Source organism: Photorhabdus sp. RM323S, from assembly GCF_042879375.1.
Classification (GTDB): domain Bacteria; phylum Pseudomonadota; class Gammaproteobacteria; order Enterobacterales; family Enterobacteriaceae; genus Photorhabdus; species Photorhabdus tasmaniensis.
This window is the reverse complement of sequence record NZ_JBHFKZ010000011.1, coordinates 26,713-45,800: the sequence shown is the minus strand read 5'-3', so window position 1 is coordinate 45,800 and position 19,088 is coordinate 26,713. Positions and strand designations below refer to the sequence as shown.

16 protein-coding genes and 1 other RNA gene are annotated in these 19,088 nt (G+C 41.3%); 6 read left to right on the top strand and 11 right to left on the bottom strand.

Translation table 11 applies throughout. From position 1 onward, the window contains the following. The first annotated feature begins 73 nt into the window (after positions 1–73). The 3 genes from ACGF7G_RS07520 (at position 74) to ACGF7G_RS07510 (ending at position 5,697) form a co-directional block, all read left to right on the top strand. On the top strand, positions 74–1,267 hold the full coding sequence (locus tag ACGF7G_RS07520; RefSeq protein ID WP_133816042.1) for an efflux RND transporter periplasmic adaptor subunit: 1,194 nt from the start codon (positions 74–76) through the stop codon (positions 1,265–1,267). Between the two features lie 18 nt (positions 1,268–1,285). Next, on the top strand, positions 1,286–4,435 hold the full coding sequence (locus ACGF7G_RS07515) for an efflux RND transporter permease subunit (protein ID WP_133816041.1): 3,150 nt from the start codon (positions 1,286–1,288) through the stop codon (positions 4,433–4,435). 1,058 nt (positions 4,436–5,493) lie between these two features. After that, the gene (locus ACGF7G_RS07510) at positions 5,494–5,697 is read left to right on the top strand and encodes an HHA domain-containing protein (RefSeq protein WP_011147992.1); all 204 of its coding nucleotides are present in this window, start codon (positions 5,494–5,496) and stop codon (positions 5,695–5,697) included. A 79-nt stretch (positions 5,698–5,776) separates the two neighbouring features. Here ACGF7G_RS07510 and ffs read toward each other — a convergent pair. Both ffs and ACGF7G_RS07500 read right to left on the bottom strand, forming a co-directional pair. After that, positions 5,777–5,873: signal recognition particle sRNA small type (gene ffs / locus ACGF7G_RS07505), an RNA gene on the bottom strand. A gap of 130 nt (positions 5,874–6,003) precedes the next feature. After that, positions 6,004–6,450 carry a YbaY family lipoprotein gene (locus ACGF7G_RS07500; RefSeq protein ID WP_387464517.1) on the bottom strand — a complete coding sequence of 149 codons (447 nt, stop codon included), beginning with the start codon at positions 6,448–6,450 and terminating at the stop codon, positions 6,004–6,006. 251 nt (positions 6,451–6,701) lie between these two features. Between ACGF7G_RS07500 and tesB the strand changes: the two genes are divergently transcribed. After that, positions 6,702–7,565 carry an acyl-CoA thioesterase II gene (gene tesB / locus ACGF7G_RS07495; protein ID WP_133816039.1) on the top strand — a complete coding sequence of 288 codons (864 nt, stop codon included), beginning with the start codon at positions 6,702–6,704 and terminating at the stop codon, positions 7,563–7,565. A gap of 74 nt (positions 7,566–7,639) precedes the next feature. On the opposite strand, the gene amtB is transcribed toward tesB, so the two are convergent. The 5 genes from amtB to ACGF7G_RS07470 all read right to left on the bottom strand — a co-directional run bounded on the left by amtB (position 7,640) and on the right by ACGF7G_RS07470 (position 13,556). Continuing rightward, the gene (gene amtB, locus ACGF7G_RS07490) at positions 7,640–8,923 is read right to left on the bottom strand and encodes an ammonium transporter AmtB (RefSeq protein ID WP_387464516.1); all 1,284 of its coding nucleotides are present in this window, start codon (positions 8,921–8,923) and stop codon (positions 7,640–7,642) included. Between the two features lie 22 nt (positions 8,924–8,945). Further along, positions 8,946–9,284, bottom strand: a complete 339-nt coding sequence (glnK, locus tag ACGF7G_RS07485) for a P-II family nitrogen regulator (protein ID WP_133816037.1) — start codon at positions 9,282–9,284, stop codon at positions 8,946–8,948. 177 nt (positions 9,285–9,461) lie between these two features. Next, entirely contained in the window at positions 9,462–11,246 is a 1,785-nt protein-coding gene (locus tag ACGF7G_RS07480) for a SmdB family multidrug efflux ABC transporter permease/ATP-binding protein (RefSeq protein ID WP_387464514.1), read from the bottom strand. After that, positions 11,239–13,008: a SmdA family multidrug ABC transporter permease/ATP-binding protein gene (locus ACGF7G_RS07475; RefSeq protein ID WP_387464512.1), complete on the bottom strand. Its 1,770-nt coding sequence runs from the start codon at positions 13,006–13,008 to the stop codon at positions 11,239–11,241. Before ACGF7G_RS07475 ends, ACGF7G_RS07480 begins: the two co-directional genes overlap by 8 nt. Before the next feature lie 86 nt (positions 13,009–13,094). Next, positions 13,095–13,556 carry an Lrp/AsnC family transcriptional regulator gene (locus tag ACGF7G_RS07470; RefSeq protein WP_133816034.1) on the bottom strand — a complete coding sequence of 154 codons (462 nt, stop codon included), beginning with the start codon at positions 13,554–13,556 and terminating at the stop codon, positions 13,095–13,097. 126 nt (positions 13,557–13,682) lie between these two features. Here ACGF7G_RS07470 and ACGF7G_RS07465 point away from each other — a divergent pair, with 126 nt between their 5' ends. Both ACGF7G_RS07465 and queC read left to right on the top strand, forming a co-directional pair. Next, entirely contained in the window at positions 13,683–14,735 is a 1,053-nt protein-coding gene (locus tag ACGF7G_RS07465; RefSeq protein ID WP_133816033.1) for a PLP-dependent cysteine synthase family protein, read from the top strand. Between the two features lie 32 nt (positions 14,736–14,767). Next, a complete protein-coding gene (gene queC, locus ACGF7G_RS07460; RefSeq protein WP_133816032.1) occupies positions 14,768–15,466 on the top strand; it encodes a 7-cyano-7-deazaguanine synthase QueC in 699 nt (232 codons plus the stop codon). A 28-nt stretch (positions 15,467–15,494) separates the two neighbouring features. Here the strand turns inward: queC and ACGF7G_RS07455 are convergent, their stop codons facing one another. The 4 genes from ACGF7G_RS07455 to hupB all read right to left on the bottom strand — a co-directional run bounded on the left by ACGF7G_RS07455 (position 15,495) and on the right by hupB (position 18,906). Further along, positions 15,495–15,902, bottom strand: a complete 408-nt coding sequence (locus ACGF7G_RS07455; RefSeq protein WP_021323860.1) for a thioesterase family protein — start codon at positions 15,900–15,902, stop codon at positions 15,495–15,497. Positions 15,903–16,056: 154 nt separating this feature from the next. Continuing rightward, positions 16,057–16,431: a ComEA family DNA-binding protein gene (locus ACGF7G_RS07450; RefSeq protein ID WP_133816031.1), complete on the bottom strand. Its 375-nt coding sequence runs from the start codon at positions 16,429–16,431 to the stop codon at positions 16,057–16,059. Between the two features lie 150 nt (positions 16,432–16,581). Beyond that, entirely contained in the window at positions 16,582–18,453 is a 1,872-nt protein-coding gene (ppiD, locus tag ACGF7G_RS07445) for a peptidylprolyl isomerase (protein WP_387464508.1), read from the bottom strand. A 177-nt stretch (positions 18,454–18,630) separates the two neighbouring features. After that, complete coding sequence (hupB, locus tag ACGF7G_RS07440) at positions 18,631–18,906, bottom strand: nucleoid-associated protein HU-beta (RefSeq protein WP_133816029.1); 276 nt, start codon at positions 18,904–18,906, stop codon at positions 18,631–18,633. Positions 18,907–19,088 lie beyond the last annotated feature (182 nt).

Sequence of the window (19,088 nt, the reverse complement as noted above, 5' to 3'; positions counted from 1 at the left end):
AGCATGCTGCTATTAATGGAGTAGCGGTTTTACGAATTGAAAGGTCAACATCTAAAAATATTGAGGTTTACTTATGCGAATAAACAGGGGAGTTTTGCCTCTGGCTACAGTACTGGTACTCTCAGGCAGCTTAGCTCTTTCAGGATGTAACGACAAAGACTCTCAGCAAGTTGCTGAAAATCAACAAGCCCCTGAAGTCGGTATCGTGACGCTGAAAACTGAACCTCTGATGGTCACAACTGAACTGCCAGGCCGAACATCAGCCTTCCGTATTGCAGAGGTTCGTCCACAAGTAGGTGGCATAATTCTGAAACGAAACTACAAAGAAGGAAGTGATGTAAAAGAGGGGACTTCTTTATACCAGATAGATCCAGCGACTTACCAAGCTGCCTATGACAGTGCTAAAGCTGATTTGGCTAAAGCTCAGGCTAATGCAGAGATAGCACGCCTGACAGTGAACCGCTATAAGCCACTGTTAGGTACAAACTATGTCAGTCAGCAGGAGTTTGACAAGGCCAGTGCTGACTCTGCACAAGCGAATGCTGCCGTACAAGCGGCAAAAGCGGCTGTAGAAACTGCCCGTATTAATTTGGCATACACCAAAGTTACGGCACCGATTAGCGGTCGTTCCGGCAAATCGACTATCACTGAAGGCGCTTTGGTTTCTGTTGGTCAACCAACAGCACTGACAACGGTTCAACAGTTGGATCCAATTTATGTGGATGTCACTCAGTCAAGTGATGACTATCTGCGTCTTAAAAATGAAATCACCAGAGGTATTGTACAGAAAGAAGGTAGTAAAGCTAAAGTTCACCTGGTTATGGAAGATGGTAAAAATTATAGTGAAACAGGCTATCTGGAATTCTCCGATATCACTGTAAATGAAACAACGGGTTCTATCACCATCCGTGCAATATTCCCTAACCCAAATGAAAAATTACTACCAGGTATGTTTGTTCGCGCAAAACTGGAAGACGGTATTCGTCGGGATTCAATACTGGTTCCTCAGCAAGGAATTACCCGCACACCTCGTGGCGAAGCTACTGTCATGGTGGTCGGTAAAGACGAAAAAGTCGAAACACGCGTTATCACGGCAAACCAAGCTATTGGCGACAAATGGCTGGTAACTTCCGGTCTGAAAACCGGTGATCGGGTTATCGTTACTGGTTTGCAAAAAATTCAACCTGGCATACCAGTTAAAGCAGAAGAAGTGGATTTAAATGCAAAACCTGCTACGAACCAAGCTGAGCCTGCAAAAAAGTCTTAATTAAGGAGTCGGTGATTCATGCCTAAGTTTTTTATAGATCGGCCAATCTTTGCATGGGTAATCGCAATTATTACCATGCTGGCTGGGCTGCTGGCAATTATGAAATTACCCGTGGCGCAGTACCCTACTATCGCACCACCGGCGATTTCTATCTCCGCAACTTATCCCGGCGCAGATGCCACGACTGTGCAAAACACAGTTACTCAGGTTATCGAACAGAATATGAATGGTATCGATAATCTGGTTTATATGTCTTCCGACAGTGACTCTGCTGGCAACATGAATATCACGCTAACCTTTGAAGCGGGTACTAATCCTGACATTGCACAGGTACAGGTACAGAACAAGCTGCAACTGGCTATGCCTCTGTTACCACAAGAAGTACAGCAGCAAGGGATACATGTGGATAAGTCCACAAGTTCTTTCCTAATGGTTGCAGGGTTCATTTCTGAAGATGGATCCATGTCACAGGAGGATATCGCTGACTATGTTGGCGCAAACGTCAAAGACCCATTGAGCCGTGTAACTGGTGTAGGTGATTCAATGCTGTTTGGTAACCAATATGCAATGCGCATTTGGTTGAATCCTGACAAGCTCGTTGACTACAAAATGACGACTCTGGATGTAATAAATGCAATCAAAGCACAAAATAATCAAATAGCCGCCGGTCAGTTAGGGGGAACCCCTCCCGTTCCAGGTCAACGGTTGAATGCTTCGATTATTGCCCAAACACGTCTGACTTCACCGGAAGAGTTCAGCAATATTCTTCTGCGCGTTAATACTGATGGTTCTCAGATCCGTCTGAAAGATGTGGCAAAAGTGGAGTTAGGGGCAGAAAGTTACAATATCATTGCCCGCTTTAACGGTAAACCAGCTGCTGGTGTCGGTGTCAAACTGGCAACAGGTGCTAACGCTCTGAATACGTCAAAAGCAGTAAAAGAAGCGCTAAAAAATATGGAGCCTTTCTTCCCGCATGGGCTGAAAATCGTCTATCCATATGACACCACACCATTCGTTAAAATCTCTATTAACGAAGTAGTGAAAACACTGGTTGAAGCAATTATGCTGGTGTTCGTGGTCATGTACCTATTCCTACAAAACTTCCGAGCAACACTTATTCCAACTATTGCGGTTCCAGTCGTACTACTCGGAACATTTGCAATACTCGCCACATTTGGTTATTCAATAAATACATTAACTATGTTTGCCATGGTTCTCGCGATTGGCTTACTGGTAGATGATGCCATTGTTGTGGTGGAAAACGTTGAACGTGTTATGCAGGAAGAGGGTCTATCGCCGAAAGAAGCAACCAGGAAATCGATGGGGCAAATCCAAAGCGCCCTTGTTGGTATTGCCATGGTGCTGTCTGCTGTATTTGTTCCAATGGCCTTCTTCGGCGGTTCAACCGGTGCGATTTACCGTCAATTCTCAATCACCATCGTATCTGCAATGGTACTATCTGTACTGGTAGCATTAATCCTGACACCTGCTCTGTGTGCCACCATGTTGAAACCCATTGCTAAAGGCAGCCACGGTAAACAGACCGGGATCTTTGGCTGGTTTAATCGCATGTTTGATAAAAGTACCCACCACTATACTGACAGTATCGGCCGTATTCTGCGCAATACAGGCCGCTATCTGGTGATTTATGTATTGCTGGTTGCTGGTATGGCTGTCATGTTCACTCGTCTGCCATCCTCCTTCCTTCCTGAAGAAGATCAAGGGGTATTGCTGACAATGGTTCAATTACCTTCAGGTGCAACACAGGAACAGACACAGAAAGTTCTGGATAAAATAAGTGACTACTTCAATACAGAAGAAAAAGATCTTGTGGTTTCTGTATTTACAGTAAGTGGCTTTGGTTTCAGTGGTCAGGGGCAAAACACCGGTCTGGCATTTATAAGCCTGAAAGACTGGAGTGAGCGCTCTGATGCAGAGAACAAAGTACCTGCCATTGTTACCAGGGCAAGTGCTCACTTCCAGAAAATCAAAGAAGGTATGGTTTTTGCCTTTAACATTCCAGCAATTGTAGAGTTAGGTTCAGCAACTGGTTTTGATTTTGAATTAATTGACAAAGCGAACCTTGGGCATAACAAACTGACCGAAGCACGTAACCAATTGCTTGGCATGATACAAAAACATCCAGATATGTTAGTAGGTGTTCGCCCTAATGGCCAGGAAGATACCCCTCAGTATCGGATTAGGATTGATCAGGAAAAGGCAGAAGCTTTAGGTGTTTCCATCTCTGATATCAACTCGACACTAAGCACGATGTTTGGTGGCAACTATGTGAACGACTTTATCGACCGTGGTCGTGTCAAAAAAGTTTATGTTCAATCAGAAGCACCTTATCGTATGCTGCCAGGTGATATCTACAAACTGTATGTCCGTAACAAACAGGGTGAAATGGTTCCATTATCTGCCTTTGCAGATATGTCTAAAGAACCATGGACCTATGGCTCGCCACGTTTGGAACGTTATAATGGTTTGCCATCAATGGAAATTCTGGGTGAAGCAGCTCCAGGTAAAAGTACCGGTGATGCAATGGCTCTGATGGAAGAATTAGCATCCCAGTTACCAAATGGAATCGGTTTCGACTGGACAGGCATGTCTTATCAGGAACGCCTGTCAGGTAATCAGGCACCTGCTCTTTATGCACTGTCATTGATAGTGGTATTCCTCTGTCTGGCTGCACTGTATGAAAGCTGGTCAATTCCATTCTCAGTTATGCTGGTAGTACCACTGGGTATCATTGGAGCCTTGTTAGCAACAACATTCCGAGGCTTGGATAACGATGTTTACTTTAAAGTCGGCTTGTTGACTACCATCGGCTTATCGGCAAAGAACGCAATCTTAATCGTTGAGTTCGCTAAAGACCTGATGGAAAAAGAAGGAAAAGGGTTGATAGAAGCTACTCTAGATGCCGTAAGAATGCGTCTTCGCCCAATCCTAATGACATCACTGGCATTTATGCTGGGTGTTATCCCTCTGGTACTGAGTAATGGTGCAGGTTCCGGCTCTCAAAACGCAGTAGGTACTGGGGTATTGGGCGGAATGATTGCAGCAACCTCGCTGGCTATCTTTTTCGTACCTGTGTTTTTTGTCGTTATCAAACGACGTTTTAGTAAGAAAGCGGAGGAGATTGAACCTGCGTCAGAATCTCACTAATCACTAATGCAACTAAACAATAATCAAAAAAGGCCGTTAAAACGGCCTTCTTAAATATAATAGTTGTCTGCATCAGGCAAGATTCCGATCATTAATCTACCTGCTGAACTCTTACATAAATTCGTTTAAATTTAATTAAAATTACCACTTATGAGTAAAAAATATCTTTAAAAATCCAAGCATTACTGACTTTAATAAAATTAACGGGAAAATTGTTGGACAAAAGCTGCTTTATCTTTTTTTACACTAAATGACAAAAAACAATACCAGCACATAGTGACTTATGTAATAATGATGTTATATTCATTGATTATTGTAGCCATCAGGCTATAATCTGCTGTTACCGGTATCTGAGGATAATACTGTTTTATATAAGCCCACATATTTACTCGCATATACCAGTCATATTTATAGTTTATTACGTTAAGGTATGAGTTTTTGTTTAAGGGGCGATTCTGCTTTACTAAAAGCAAATCAGGGTTTCCTGTAAAAAAGATAAATAATCCCAAAGAACGATTATAGACACATAATAATAATCTCTCGAAAAAAAATTTCTATAATACGTGCATATGTTTAGTGTTTGACTCAAATTAAGTAATACCATACATATACGGGAGAGATACATAACATGGATAAATATTCACTAGGATGACATGACATTGCTGAATTAAAATGCTGATGTGAGAATCTAAGGCAAGAAGCACATCTAGTGACAGAGTACATTGAGACTGGTTGTGTAAATAATTCTTACGTCTCAGAATAATTTAAAGCTAAATGAATTGATTGAGTACATATCAATTTTAGTTTAGCACTTTAAAATAAAATATTCTGATGATTTCGACCTTCTCACTTGAATTGATAAATTTTTTTGATAATACATATACTTATACTTTGTTTGGAAGCGAATGAGATTAGCTTTTATAAACTTACGGAATGGTAAAAAACTAATGAATGTTTAACCAGTATTCTGTTACACGATTTAAATTGCTCCCTGAGCAAAATTTGATTGAATATTTTACTAAATAATTTTTTATATATCTTAAATAAGAAAGGCGACTATGACTAAAACTGATTATCTGATGCGTTTAAGAAAATGCACCACAATTGATACACTGGAACGTGTGATTGAAAAGAACAAATATGAACTTTCAGGAGACGAACTTGAACTATTCTACTCTGCTGCGGATCACCGACTAGCTGAGCTGACCATGAATAAACTGTATGACAGAATTCCACCTTCTGTGTGGAAATACGTTCGCTAAAATAGTTTTCATCAGGTAGAAAGTGATCCGGGCCGGTAAAGTGCTATCGGCTTATTGGATTATTAATAATTGGTGAGGGCTCTGCCAGCGACATCCCGGCACACACATCCCCTGCTATGGCTGCTTCCTTCCGGACCTGACCAAGTTAACAAGTTAGCGTTGCGGGAGAACCAACAGAGCCCCCATTGACGTGTTGCTTTAACTTCAAAGCCGCGCCATTATCATTCATACCTATCTAAATAGCAAGACAAGCAAATCCGAATGATGTTTTATTGCACATTACGAGTAAATACACAAGGAAATGTATTATCTAACCGCTTTCAACGTAATTTCGATATCTTTAGTCTGCCCATTATTAATCACCTCATATGCAGTATCTGTAACAAACATCAAACGATTATGCAGCGAAACAGAAGCACTGACGACAATACGTGCATATGGCTTAATTTCGTTTTGCCGGTAAGGCAGAACAAAATGGAAAGGTGATTGTTTCCCACCCAAACGTTCTACCTTCTTAGACAGAGTAACTGAAGGTGCATCAGCCAAAGATATATCAGATAAAGTTACTGTCAGAACTGCATCCGCTGGCAACGCAATACGCTGCAATATATTAATATTGCCTTCAACAAAAGAGCGTTCTACCGGATTTTCAATCGCTTCCACCTGAGTATCTACTATTTCAGGGCCTTTACCATTACACCCAACCAAAGCAACCGCCAGTAATACGCTAGCAGGGATCTGCCATAATTTCATACACACTCCTCCACTATTAACTAATCTATATAAATAATAAAATAAATTGAAATATCAAACCGTTAAATCTAAACCGTCTGGATTATAGATTAAAAATTTGAATATAAAACTTCAATTAATCTCATATTCTTTGTTGCACGACTATCAGGACTTAAAACATTTACAATTTAGTTATTTATTTATCATCTATTAATGGGACAATAATCATCTCTTGTACTCTCTGATAACCAGATAGAAAACAAAGGCATATTATGAGCAAGTCATTAAAGAATCTGATAAATTTGATGAACTTAGAAAAAATTGAGGAAGGTATTTACCGGGGGCAAAGTAAAGATTTGGGCTTTCCTCAGGTTTTCGGGGGACAAGTGATTGGTCAGGCACTTTATGCTGCCAAACAAACCGTTGTTGATGACCGGATGAGCAACTCTTTCCATAGCTATTTTTTACGTCCCGGTGACAGTAACAAACCCATCGTCTATGATGTTGAAATCCTGCGCGACGGGGGCAGCTTCAGTGCCCGGCGAGTCAGTGCGATTCAGAATGGTAAGCCTATCTTTTATATGACCGCCTCATTCCAAAGTCATGAAGAAAGTTTTGAACACCAGAATATAATGCCGGATGTCCCCTATCCAGAAGAACTTATCCCTCAGGACGAAATTGTGAAAAAAATGTCGCATCTACTGCCGCAGAAAATGCAGAATATTTTTCTCCGCCCCTGCCCGTTGGAAATGAGACCAGTAAAATATTACAGCCCATTCAATTGCCCACCAGAAGAACCAGTACGCTATGTTTGGTTCCGCAGTAATGGCGATATGCCCGCAGATCCTTTTATGCATCAATATCTACTCGGCTATGCTTCTGATTTTAACTTCCTGCCAACAGCGCTACAGCCACATGGTGTTGGGTTCCTTGAGAAAAATATTCAGATAGCAACTATCGACCACTCTATGTGGTTCCACCGCCCATTTAAACTAGACGACTGGTTACTCTATGCTATAGATAGTCCATCAGCTTCTGGTGCCCGTGGTTTTGTTCGTGGACAGATTTATAATCATCAAGGTGTACTTGTTGCTTCCACTGTACAAGAAGGACTAATTAGGAAACGGAACAGATAAAATAATAAGGGCAGCCAATAAGAAGCCAACATCACACTCTTATTGGTCTTATTGCTGCCTGTTTATATCACAGATTAATTATAAGCACTCTCTCCATGAGAATTAATATCCAGACCTTCTCTTTCAATTTCAACAGTAACCCTCAGCCCTACCAGCAGATCGGCTATTTTGAAAGCAATAAAAGAAACAATTACTGACCACACCACACAGATAAATATACTAAGAGCCTGAATACTCACTTGTTCCAACATGGTTATACCCTCTGCATAACCGGTTCCGCCCAATGATTTCGCCGTGAAAACGCCGGTTAGGAGGCAACCCACGATCCCACATATGCCATGTATACCAAATACATCACATACATCATCAACGCGTAACCACCGTTTTAACACCACCACTCCCCAAAGCCCGGCAAAACCCGCAATTAAGCCTATAATTAGTGCACCACCAACACCAACCATTCCTGCTGCGGGTGTAATACCAACCAGTCCGGCAATACAACCTGAACATGCCCCTAAAAGAGAAGGTTTATTACGGAAAAGCCATTCTGCAAAAACCCATGACAGAATAGCGGCGGCAGTCGCCACAATTGTATTCAAAAACGCCAGAGCAGCGATCTCATTAGCAGCCCCAGCAGAACCCGCATTAAAACCAAACCAACCGATATAGAGCACAGCAGTACCGATAAAGACCATCGGCAAGTTATGCGGTTTAAATGCCTCTTTCCCAAAACCAGTGCGTTTTCCCAGTAAGTAAGCACCAACCAATCCAGCTACAGCCGCATTAATATGTACAACTGTGCCACCAGCAAAATCCAACGCACCATCCTGTGAAAGAATACCACCGCCCCAAACCATATGCGCCATAGGCAAGTAAGAAAACGTCAACCACAGCACACTGAAAATTAACAAAGCCGGAAAGCGAATACGTTCCCCTAACGCGCCAATAATCAAAGCGACGGTAATACAAGCGAAAGAACCCTGAAATGCCACATGAATTAACTGATAGAAACTGCCGCTTAAGCTCGTGAGTGCCAAATTCTTTAACATTATTTGACTAAAACCACCAAAAAAACCATTTCCTAGTTCAAAAGCCAGACTATAACCGTAGATCACCCACAATACACACACCAAAGCAAAGCTCACCATAACCTGAGCCATCAACGATAAAACGTTTTTGCTCCGCAACAATCCACCATAAAATAGAGCAATTCCAGGAATTGTCATAAACAGCACAAGTACTGTACAAATCATCATAAAAGCATTATCAGCACTATCAGCAACGCCTTCCGCTGCCTGAGATAATGACGGAAAGAAACTGGCCACAATACCGGTAGCCACAGAGAATTGTCTTTTCATATATATCGTCTCTATCAGTGAATTACAGTGCCGCATCGTTAACCTCACCTGTTCTGATACGGATAGCCTGTTGTAATTCGATGACAAAAATTTTACCGTCGCCAACTTTTCCGGTGAAAGCCGATTGCTGAATTGCATGAATTACCTCCTCAACTAACTCATCTGCTACAGCAATATCTATCTTTACTTTAGGTAAAAAATTGACGCTATATTCAGCTCCACGATAAAGCTCCGCATGCCCTTTCTGACGACCAAATCCTTTTACCTCTGTTATAGTCATCCCTTGAACACCAAGATCAGAGAGAGATTCCCTAATATCCTCCAATTTGAATGGTTTTATAATTGTCGTAATGAGCTTCATATATCCCCCGCCATCCAGCTATTATGTTTGCAATAAGGAAATAGCAAGAGGTGTGCCAGAAATTAAAAATATATAAAAATCAAGTAATAATAGAGTAAATAAAAACCACGGAGAGAAGAAGAGAGGAGAGCAACGAATGTACCCTCCGGTTAGCGCACCAAATTAGTGCAAATATGCTTAGATCACCATCTCTTTCTCAGAGATTGTGCCACATTCATTTAATGTATCGCTTACTTGTTGTAACTGATACATCTGATAGTAACGTCCACGTCTCACCAATAATTGTTGATGGCGTCCTTGTTCAACAACTGCACCACGATGCAGCATCAGAATAGTATCAGCCTCCACAATAGTGGACAGGCGGTGAGCAATCACGATCAGTGTTGTTTGCTGACGAATCAATCGTAAAGCCTGTTGTACTGCTTGTTCCGTACCAGAATCAATATTTGCTGTCGCTTCATCAAGGATCAAAATTTGCGGTGCTTGCACTAACACTCTCGCCATAGCAAGCAATTGTTTTTGACCGGCTGACAACGTATTGCCCTGCTCTCCCAAGATAGTATGAAGGTCATCAGGAAACGTACGCACTAACTTAGCTAATTGCACAGTTTCCAGTACCTGCCAAACTTTCTCTTCTGAAATATTCCGACCAAGCGTAACATTGTTAAAGAAAGAATCAGCAAGAACAACAGGATCCTGCTGAACCATTGCCACACCATTGCGCAATACCGAATGAGACAAAGATGATACAGGCCGACCATCAAGGTAAATCTCCCCTTTCTGCCACGGGTAATATCCCATCAGTAAATTTGCCAGCGTACTTTTTCCACTACCGGTATGACCAACTAAAGCAACAAAACCATAAGCCGGAACCTGTAAGTTAATATCTTGTAAAACTATTTTGTCATCACGGTAGGAAAAACTGACATTTTCTATATCAATTCGACCACTGGATAGGGGTTGACTATCCATGCCATAACCTTGTTGAGGACGATCCATTAATTCAAATATCCTCTCACCAGAAACTACAGCCTGTTGCAGGATTGATTGCTGAGAAGTCAGTTCGATTAGTGGTTCATTCAACCGCCCCAGATAATTGATAAAAGCATACAATACCCCGACACCGATCACTCCTGCTCCACTGAACCCAAACAACACAATAAGACCGCACAACACCATAGTAGACAATAAACTCAGTAATGGACGTAACAACATCCCATCTAATCGCAGTGCCTGCATTCTTGCTTTAAAATGAGCACGATTTGTTGACAACATCCGTTCACCAAAACGAGCCTGCTGCCGGAACTGCTGAACAACACTCATGCCATTGATGACCTCATTAAAATTATCATTAATATCAGCTAAATAACTGCGTACCCGCCGGACAATTGGCGTACTTAGATGCTGATATATCGCCATGACAATCAACACGATAGGAAAAATAAGCATTGCAATCAGTGCCATACGCCATTCCAACACAAACATAGCAATCAGCATCGTACCAATCAATGCAATGCTGCGGAATACCGCAGGAACCACATTGACATAAAGATCTTTAATGACCTCAGTATCGTTCGTTACACGGGAAATCAATTGCCCTACCGGTTGATTATCAAAAGCACTCAGAGGCTGACGTAATGCTGCATTCATCACATCAGTACGAAGTTGCTGAACCACATCAACTGACACTTGATTGAACACCAAAGCCTGGAAATAGTGTAATGCGGCCGTAATCAGTTGCAGAGCAATAAAGGTTACAGACAGCCCAATAATCACCCTTGTTGGCATATTACCCGTTGCAACCATATTATCGATAAAGTAACTAATCAGAATCGGACCACTCACTTCCGCAATTGCAGCCCCCCACAGCATGAGTACCGCCAGCCCCAACGGCTTACGATAATTTTTTCCATAAACCAGCAAACGTTTCAGAGACGGCCACAATCGGTGAACCTTAGTCATCTTTCTCTCCCTCGGTGGTTTCCTCGTCATCCAATGCTGCTTCAAGCTGCTGATAATGGTACATATCACGATACCATCCTGGCTGCTCCACCAGTTGCTGATGCTGCCCTTGATGTATAACAGAACCTTGCTGCATCACCAGAATATTATCAGCATCAGTTAATGCAGACAGGCGGTGGGCACTAATAATAACCGTGCGTTGTTGTCTCCACTGGCTGAGGTTTTGTAAAATATTGTGTTCAGTTTGCCCATCAACCGCAGATAAAGCGTCATCCAGAATCAAAATCTCTGCATCTAAAAGCAATGCTCTTGCAATAGAGATGCGCTGCTTCTGCCCACCAGAAAGCATCACTCCACGTTCGCCCACTTCCGTCTGATACCCTTCAGGTAAACGAAGAATATCTTCATGAACATTAGCAAGACGGGCAACTTCTTCGATCTGTTCCTGTGTTGCCTCAGGACGTCCCAAAGCAATATTCCCAGCAACTGTATCTGAAAATAAAAAAGGAATTTGATTGACAACGGCAAATCGTGCTCGCCATTCATCTAACCGGATATCTGCAATTTTAATCGACTGGAAAAGAATTTCCCCATCAGTCACATCAAACTGTCTCTGTATCAACGCAAATAGTGTGCTCTTACCGGAACCAGTTGGGCCACATATCCCCAGTAACTGCCCAGGTGATAAGCAAAAGTTAATCTGGCTCAGAATTGTTTTGTTACTTTGCGGATAATGAAACGCTTTGATATTCACATTCAGAATACTACGCTCAGGAGATAAATGACGGTTACCATCCGCAATAACCGGAGGCTCCTGCAATAAGCTACGGATACGGCTGTATGCAGCACTTCCCCGTTCAACGATATTAAACATCCAGGCTAGCGCTAACATTGGCCAAATCATCAGGCCAAGGTACATCACAAAGCTAGTAAGCTCCCCAAGAGTCAAAACACCATTCAGCACCATCCAACTACCACCACCGATAGCCAGAAAGTTTGACATACCGATAGCAATAAAAATTGTCGGATCAAATCGGGCATCCACCCTAGCAACATACATATTCTTACGACCAGCTTCCACAGCAACCTGTTCAAACTGATTTGATTGCAGATCTTCAAGACCAAACGCCTTGATCATGCGAATGCTGGTCAGACTTTCCTGAGCCTGGTTATTCAGAGCAGAAAAGGCACCTTGTGCAGATTTAAAGCGATGATGAAGTTGATCACCATATCGTTTAATGATGATTGCCATAATCGGCATAGGTAACAAAGACAATAAAGTTAACTGCCAACTAATTTGTACACTCATCATAATCAGCACTGCGCAACCCATAACCAACGAATCAACTAAAGTGAGCACCCCCTCACCCGCAGCAAATACCACACGGTCCACATCATTAGTCGCACGGGCCATCAAATCACCCGTACGGTGACGCAGATAAAACTCAGGGGTTTGTCGGCTAAGTTGCCGGTAAAAATTATTCCGTAATTTAACCGCTAATTGATATGACGCCCCAAACAACCACAAGCGCCATATATAACGCAGAATATAAACAATCAATGCAATGACCAGCATAACACCAATCCACACCATCAGTTGGTGAGATGACATAGAACCAGCACGGATGCCGTCAACAATAACGCCCACCAGATATGGAGGAACCAGTAGCAGAATAGAGATGATAATAAGCAGAGTCACTGCACCAAGATAGCGACGCCACTCGCTGCGGAAGTACCAGCTTAATTGAGAAAATAATCTCACACGCGTATATCCTGAAATAAAAATAGATAGTATAAATGTTGAACGACATTCAGAATAATGAAGTTAACTCATTGAGTAATCATTAGTTAATCTGGTATCGGTAATGCTGTAGTGTACTTGATTTTTTCCATTGCAAAGCTGGATGTAACATCAATCAATCCCGAAACACCATTAACCATGCGCTTGTAGAAGAGATCATAGCTTTTCATATCCACAACTTCTATATGCATCAGATAATCACATTCACCGGCCATACGGTAAAAAGCCAAAACTTCTGGCATTTGCTTTATAAATGCAACAAATTCCTCATACCAACTACTGTTATGCTGCTGAGTTCTGATCATGACAATCACTGTCAACCCTAACCCTAATTTTTCACTATCAAGCAAAGCAACTTTGCCAACGATATAGCCTTCGTCTTCAAGCCGTTTTAAACGTTTCCAGCAAGGAGTAGAGGTAAGATTAACAGCTTCCGCCAATGCATTCAGAGACAAGCTACAATCTTTCTGTAGTAATTTAAGCAATTTGCGGTCTGTTTTATCTAACATAGCCACCTCTTATAGAAAATTTTTCCATAAAGAAACCACATATTAAAAAAAATAACAATCCATTTCTCTCAGTATAAAGTTAATCTATTCATCATCAATCATATTCTAATTCAGAGTTAACAATTTATGTCGCACCGCTGGACAACCAAAGCAATCAAAGAGATTCAGGCAGATTACCAACGCAGTTCTGATACTCATCTCATCCGCCTTAATTTACCGGCTTTTCCAGGTATCCATTTATATCTGAAAGATGAAAGTACCCACCCGACCGGCAGTCTAAAACACAGGCTTGCCCGTTCTTTATTCCTTTACGCACTTATCAATGGCTGGATCAAGGAAGGTACTCCAATTATTGAATCCTCATCTGGTAGTACTGCTGTATCTGAAGCCTATTTTGCCCGTCTACTTGGATTACCTTTTATTGCTGTTATGCCTTCATACACCGCAAAACGTAAAATTCAAGAAATTGAATTCTACGGCGGTAAATGCCATTTTGTTAATCATTCAGCGCAAATCTATGACGAATCTGAACGACTAGCAAAAGAATTAAATGGTCATTATATGGATCAATTTACTTATGCTGAACGTGCAACAGACTGGCGGGGTAATAATAATATTGCTGAAAGTATTTTCCGCCAGATGAAAATGGAACCATTTCCTGAGCCAAATTATATCGTTATGAGCGCTGGCACTGGCGGGACTTCCGCAACATTAGGACGCTATATCCGTTACCAGGGGTATAACACCAAGCTGATTGTTGTTGATCCAGAAAACTCCGTATTTTATGACTGCTACCGTCAAAATTGTTGTGATATTCGTGGCAATTACAGCAGCAAAATTGAGGGTATTGGCCGTCCCCGTGCAGAGCCTTCTTTTATTCCTACAGTTATCGATGACATGATACAAATACCAGATTGCGCCAGCATTGCAACGATTTACTGGCTGGAAACATTACTGGGCAGAAAAGTTGGAGCATCTACGGGGGCCAATGTTTGGGGTACACTCCTGCTTGCCAATCAAATGCATGAACGTGGAGAACAAGGAGCAATAGTCACCTTACTGTGTGACAGTGGTGAACGTTATCTCGACACTTATTACAACCCAGATTGGGTAAAAAATAATATCGGCGATATCTCACCTTACCTCAAGCAGCTACCCAATCTCCAGGGTTATAAGTAACATAACCGTTTTATTCCAATGAGGATGTTACAATGAAACGAGCTGTTGTTGTATTCAGTGGTGGGCAAGATTCCACTACATGTCTGATTCAGGCAATTAATCAATATGATGAAATACATTGTGTCACTTTTGATTATGGTCAACGCCATCGTGCCGAAATTGATGTTGCATGTAATATCAGCCATTCTCTTGGTGTTATTGCACATAAGATAATTGATGTCACATTACTTAACGAATTGGCTCTCAGCAGTCTGACTCGTGATAACATCCCTGTCCCCAACTATAGTGAAAGTAAAAAAAGCACCCTACCCAGTACATTTGTCCCTGGCCGTAATATTTTGTTCCTGACACTGGCTGCTATATATGCTTACCAAGTTGAAGCTGAAACAGTTATCACTGGTGTATGCGAGACTGATTTCTCTGGCTACCCTGATTGCCGTGATGAATTTGTCAAAGCACTGAATAAAGCTGTAAGCCTTGGCGTTGCCCGTGATATCCACTTTGAAACCCCATTGATGTGGCTCAACAAAGCTGAAACTTGGGCATTGTCCGACTACTATCAGCATTTAGATTTCGTCCGTAGCCAGACACTGACTTGTTATAACGGCATCCAAGGTAATGGGTGTGGTACATGTGCAGCTTGTCATCTCAGAGCTAGCGGACTGGAACAATATCTGAATGCGCCTGAGAAAATAATGACTGAAATGAAAGCAAAAACACATTTAGCCTAACTTAAAGGACAATGAGAACATTCTCCTCTCATTGTCCCGTTTTCATCAAAGCTCCCATTATTTCACGTAATTCACCTTCAATAGACAATGCTTTTTGCGTTTTCCTATCAATCCACACAAATGTGGTTTTAGCATCTGTAATGAGTTGATTATCCCTCTTACGTATTATTTCCTGCGAAAATACACCACTTCTGTTTCTCAACTCAGTCAATCGGCAATCCACTTCCAATTCATCACCGAGAACGGCTGAACTACGATAATTAATATTCATGTTAACCACCGCAAACCCAACATTATTTTTCTGTATCCATTCCACCACAGAATGCTTATATAGCCATTCCCATCGAGCACTTTCCATAAACTCCAAATAACGGGCATTGTTTACATGTTGAAATAAATCGATATGATAACCATGAACTTTTATAATTGAACTCATAATATTGCCTTAATGTTAATTTCACTCATCTGACCAGAGGCAGTTAACAATAGCAAAACAAAAAATTTACACGAATTAAAGTGATTTATTTGCAACCCCGATCACAACATCCTCACTCACAAAATAAATCGTGAATGAGGATGCTGGATGACTACTAATAACTCAACTTATTTCTGTTTCGTTCAATAAAAACTGGCCCTATTCCCTGAACCTCCTGTAACTGTTCCACAGCAGTAAATGAGCCATGTTTTTCACGATACTCAACAATTCCCTGTGCTTTTTTTACTCCAATACCATTCAGTGCTTTTGCTAACTCTTCTGCACTTGCAGTATTAATGTTCACTTTTCCCTTTTCTTCTATTTTCAAAGCATCTGGCTGCTGTAACTGCTTTTCTGATGAAGAATTACTTGTAGTACTGGCTGTTTTAGCTACTTTATCTTTTACTTGTTCAGCGGCGATTGCAAATTGCCCTCCACACGTATAAAGCAAGCCAGCAAGCAAAACAGATAAAATTCCCGATTTTTTCATACTCATTCCTCCATGTTTTATTGGTACAAAAAAGATTGCCACAGATAAACTTGAGCACAATAGATGAGTATCAGATATGCGAAAGGCCGCGAAAGCGGCCTTTATGAGCAAGATAATTACAAAAATATTTGCGATATTCCCCGCAAATTTTTATTCAATATGACCTAACTTAATTTTGGCTTTTTCACGCAAGCTAATCAGTAATGACTCCAGCATCGCATTACCTATTTCACTCTGGTAACCATCAGTCATGCTTTTAATTTGTTCTCCGGATACAACACCTGGAGTCACTTTATCCAATTGAATCAGAACAATGTCATCCAAACTATTTTTTGCTAAACCATACTCTGCCTTAACTTCTTTTGGCTGTGGTAAAGCGAATACCGCATCAACCAATACATTATTCTGAGGTATACGCTGAATAACCTGAGATTCACCAAAATGAATGCCTGCATCTTTCAGAGCTTGTTCACCTTTACCTTCTTTTAAGGCAGCAAGTAATCTCTCACTTTCAATTTGAAGCTGTTTTTCAGCTTTCTGACGCTTAACTAGTTCGATAACCTGTTCTTTAACTTTCTCAAATGGCTGCACTGTTTCTGGCTTGTAATTATCTACACGCAGAACAAATGCACGATCACCTTCAACTGAGATCACATCAGAGTTAGTACCTGTTGGCCCTTGCCCATCAACAAGATTACCTTCAAAAATTGCATGAATAACAGAACTAAAATTAATCTCTGCCGGCACATTATTGCGATCAAACCAATTAGTCGTCACAACTTTAATACCTGAAACTTCCTCAGCAGCAGCTAAAGATTCATTATCGCTGGTAGCCGCATCACTGACCTTCTGTTGCAGAGCATAGAAAGCATCTACCGCTTTTTCCTGCTTAACTATTTTCTCAATTTCAGGACGAACCTCAGACAAAGGCTTAGTTATCTGAGGCCTAACATCATCTAAATGGAAAATAGCGAAACCATTAGGAACTTTAATCACAGAAGAAGTTTGGCCTTTCTCTCTTAAGTTAGCTTTCTTCATCTCTTCAGGAAGAGAATCCGCTTCCATCCAGCCAATATCGCCATGATTTTTCGCTGAAAACTTATCTGTGGATTTTTTAGTCGCCAATTTACCAAAATCGACACCTTTATTCAGCTCATCAAGCACTACTTTGGCTTCAGCTTCGGTTGCAAGCTGAATCAGACTGTACTTTTTCTGCTCTGATTGAGTATAACGCTTCAAGTTGTGCTCATAGTAAGTATCAATATCAGCGGATGTGGCTGAAACTTTGTCCATTTCGTCTACAGCATCCATTTTTAGATAACTGACTTTTACTTCTTCAGGAGCAATAAAGCTGTTCTTATTTCGAGTGTAATAATCCTGTAAATCTTTATCTGTCACTTCTTGCTGCGCCTGAATTTTCTTCATTTCCAGTGTAGCCAGACGGACTGTCCTCTTTTGCAAAAGCAACTCAGCATTGAGTTTTGCCTCACCAGGCAATGCTATTTCACTACCAGAAAAAGCCATAACTAATTGCTGATTAATTAAATTCTGGCGCGTTTGTTCAGCAAAAATATCCGGACTCTGATTGAAACGGTTGAGTAGTTCCAGGTATTTGTTGTTATCAAATTTACCATTTGTCTGAAAATAAGGGGTATTTCGGATAGAATCCTTAACTTGCTCATCACTGGCAGATAGACCCAATTCACGGGAATATTGCTCAATCAACGCGTTATTAATCAGACGTTCCAAAGCTTGGCCACGAATCTGCTTCATACTTTGTTCGTCACTTGCCAACACAGAGAATTTATCTCCCAGTTGTTCTTGCAACGTGTTTCTCTCTTGCTGAAACGCCTGCTCCAATTGAGCACGACTGATAGTCTGACCATTCACTTCGGCAGCATAACTACCCGTTCCACTTGTCAAGTAGCCCCCAACCCCCGTCAGTACAAAAGATAGGATAATGAGAGCCAGCACGATTTTAAGCACAGGACTGTTTGCCGCCGTGCGTAGGTTGTCCATCATAAAGAGGCAAAACTCCGCTTTGGTGAAATAGAAAACGCCATATTACGTTAATTCAAGCGTCAAGAGAAAAAAAGCGCACCAATCAATTGATGCGCTTCTATTTTAGCTTACCAAATCTGTCTCGTCAGTCTATGTTTACCAATATAACAGACGTTAACAAAGAATATTTGGTTTGTGTTACTCGTTAACCGCGTCTTTCAAACCTTTACCTGGACGGAAAGCAGGTACTTTAGCCGCAGCAATTTTGAGCTCTTTCCCCGTTTGAGGGTTACGACCAGTACGAGCAGAACGTTCACGAACAGCAAAAGTACCGAATCCCACCAGAGCAACATCATCGCCATCTTTCAATGCACCCGTTACAGAAGAAATGAATGCATCTACTACACGCCCTGCAGCTGCTTTAGAAATATTAGAGTCAGCAGCAATTTTGTCGATCAGTTGTGATTTATTCACTCTTATTCATCCCCATATAGTATTTTACTATCGCATCAGAATCCTAACGGATAACCCGATAGCAGTGCCGTTATATCAATCCTTTCCGATATTGGCAAGAAATCATAAAACAGCAAAATATTTATTAAACAATTCATCCAAGTTAACAATATAAAAAAGCTGGTAAGCCTAAATTCACTTAC

Excerpts from the sequence above, each read along its gene's own strand:
- ACGF7G_RS07520 (WP_133816042.1), top strand. The coding sequence starts at position 74 with ATGCGAATAAACAGGGGAGTTTTGCCTCTGGCTACAGTACTGGTACTC.
- ACGF7G_RS07515 (WP_133816041.1), top strand. The coding sequence starts at position 1,286 with ATGCCTAAGTTTTTTATAGATCGGCCAATCTTTGCATGGGTAATCGCA.
- ACGF7G_RS07510 (WP_011147992.1), top strand. The coding sequence starts at position 5,494 with ATGACTAAAACTGATTATCTGATGCGTTTAAGAAAATGCACCACAATT.
- ACGF7G_RS07500 (WP_387464517.1), bottom strand. The coding sequence starts at position 6,450 with ATGAAATTATGGCAGATCCCTGCTAGCGTATTACTGGCGGTTGCTTTG.
- tesB (WP_133816039.1), top strand. The coding sequence starts at position 6,702 with ATGAGCAAGTCATTAAAGAATCTGATAAATTTGATGAACTTAGAAAAA.
- amtB (WP_387464516.1), bottom strand. The coding sequence starts at position 8,923 with ATGAAAAGACAATTCTCTGTGGCTACCGGTATTGTGGCCAGTTTCTTT.
- glnK (WP_133816037.1), bottom strand. The coding sequence starts at position 9,284 with ATGAAGCTCATTACGACAATTATAAAACCATTCAAATTGGAGGATATT.
- ACGF7G_RS07480 (WP_387464514.1), bottom strand. The coding sequence starts at position 11,246 with ATGACTAAGGTTCACCGATTGTGGCCGTCTCTGAAACGTTTGCTGGTT.
- ACGF7G_RS07470 (WP_133816034.1), bottom strand. The coding sequence starts at position 13,556 with ATGTTAGATAAAACAGACCGCAAATTGCTTAAATTACTACAGAAAGAT.
- ACGF7G_RS07465 (WP_133816033.1), top strand. The coding sequence starts at position 13,683 with ATGTCGCACCGCTGGACAACCAAAGCAATCAAAGAGATTCAGGCAGAT.
- queC (WP_133816032.1), top strand. The coding sequence starts at position 14,768 with ATGAAACGAGCTGTTGTTGTATTCAGTGGTGGGCAAGATTCCACTACA.
- ACGF7G_RS07455 (WP_021323860.1), bottom strand. The coding sequence starts at position 15,902 with ATGAGTTCAATTATAAAAGTTCATGGTTATCATATCGATTTATTTCAA.
- ACGF7G_RS07450 (WP_133816031.1), bottom strand. The coding sequence starts at position 16,431 with ATGAAAAAATCGGGAATTTTATCTGTTTTGCTTGCTGGCTTGCTTTAT.
- ppiD (WP_387464508.1), bottom strand. The coding sequence starts at position 18,453 with ATGATGGACAACCTACGCACGGCGGCAAACAGTCCTGTGCTTAAAATC.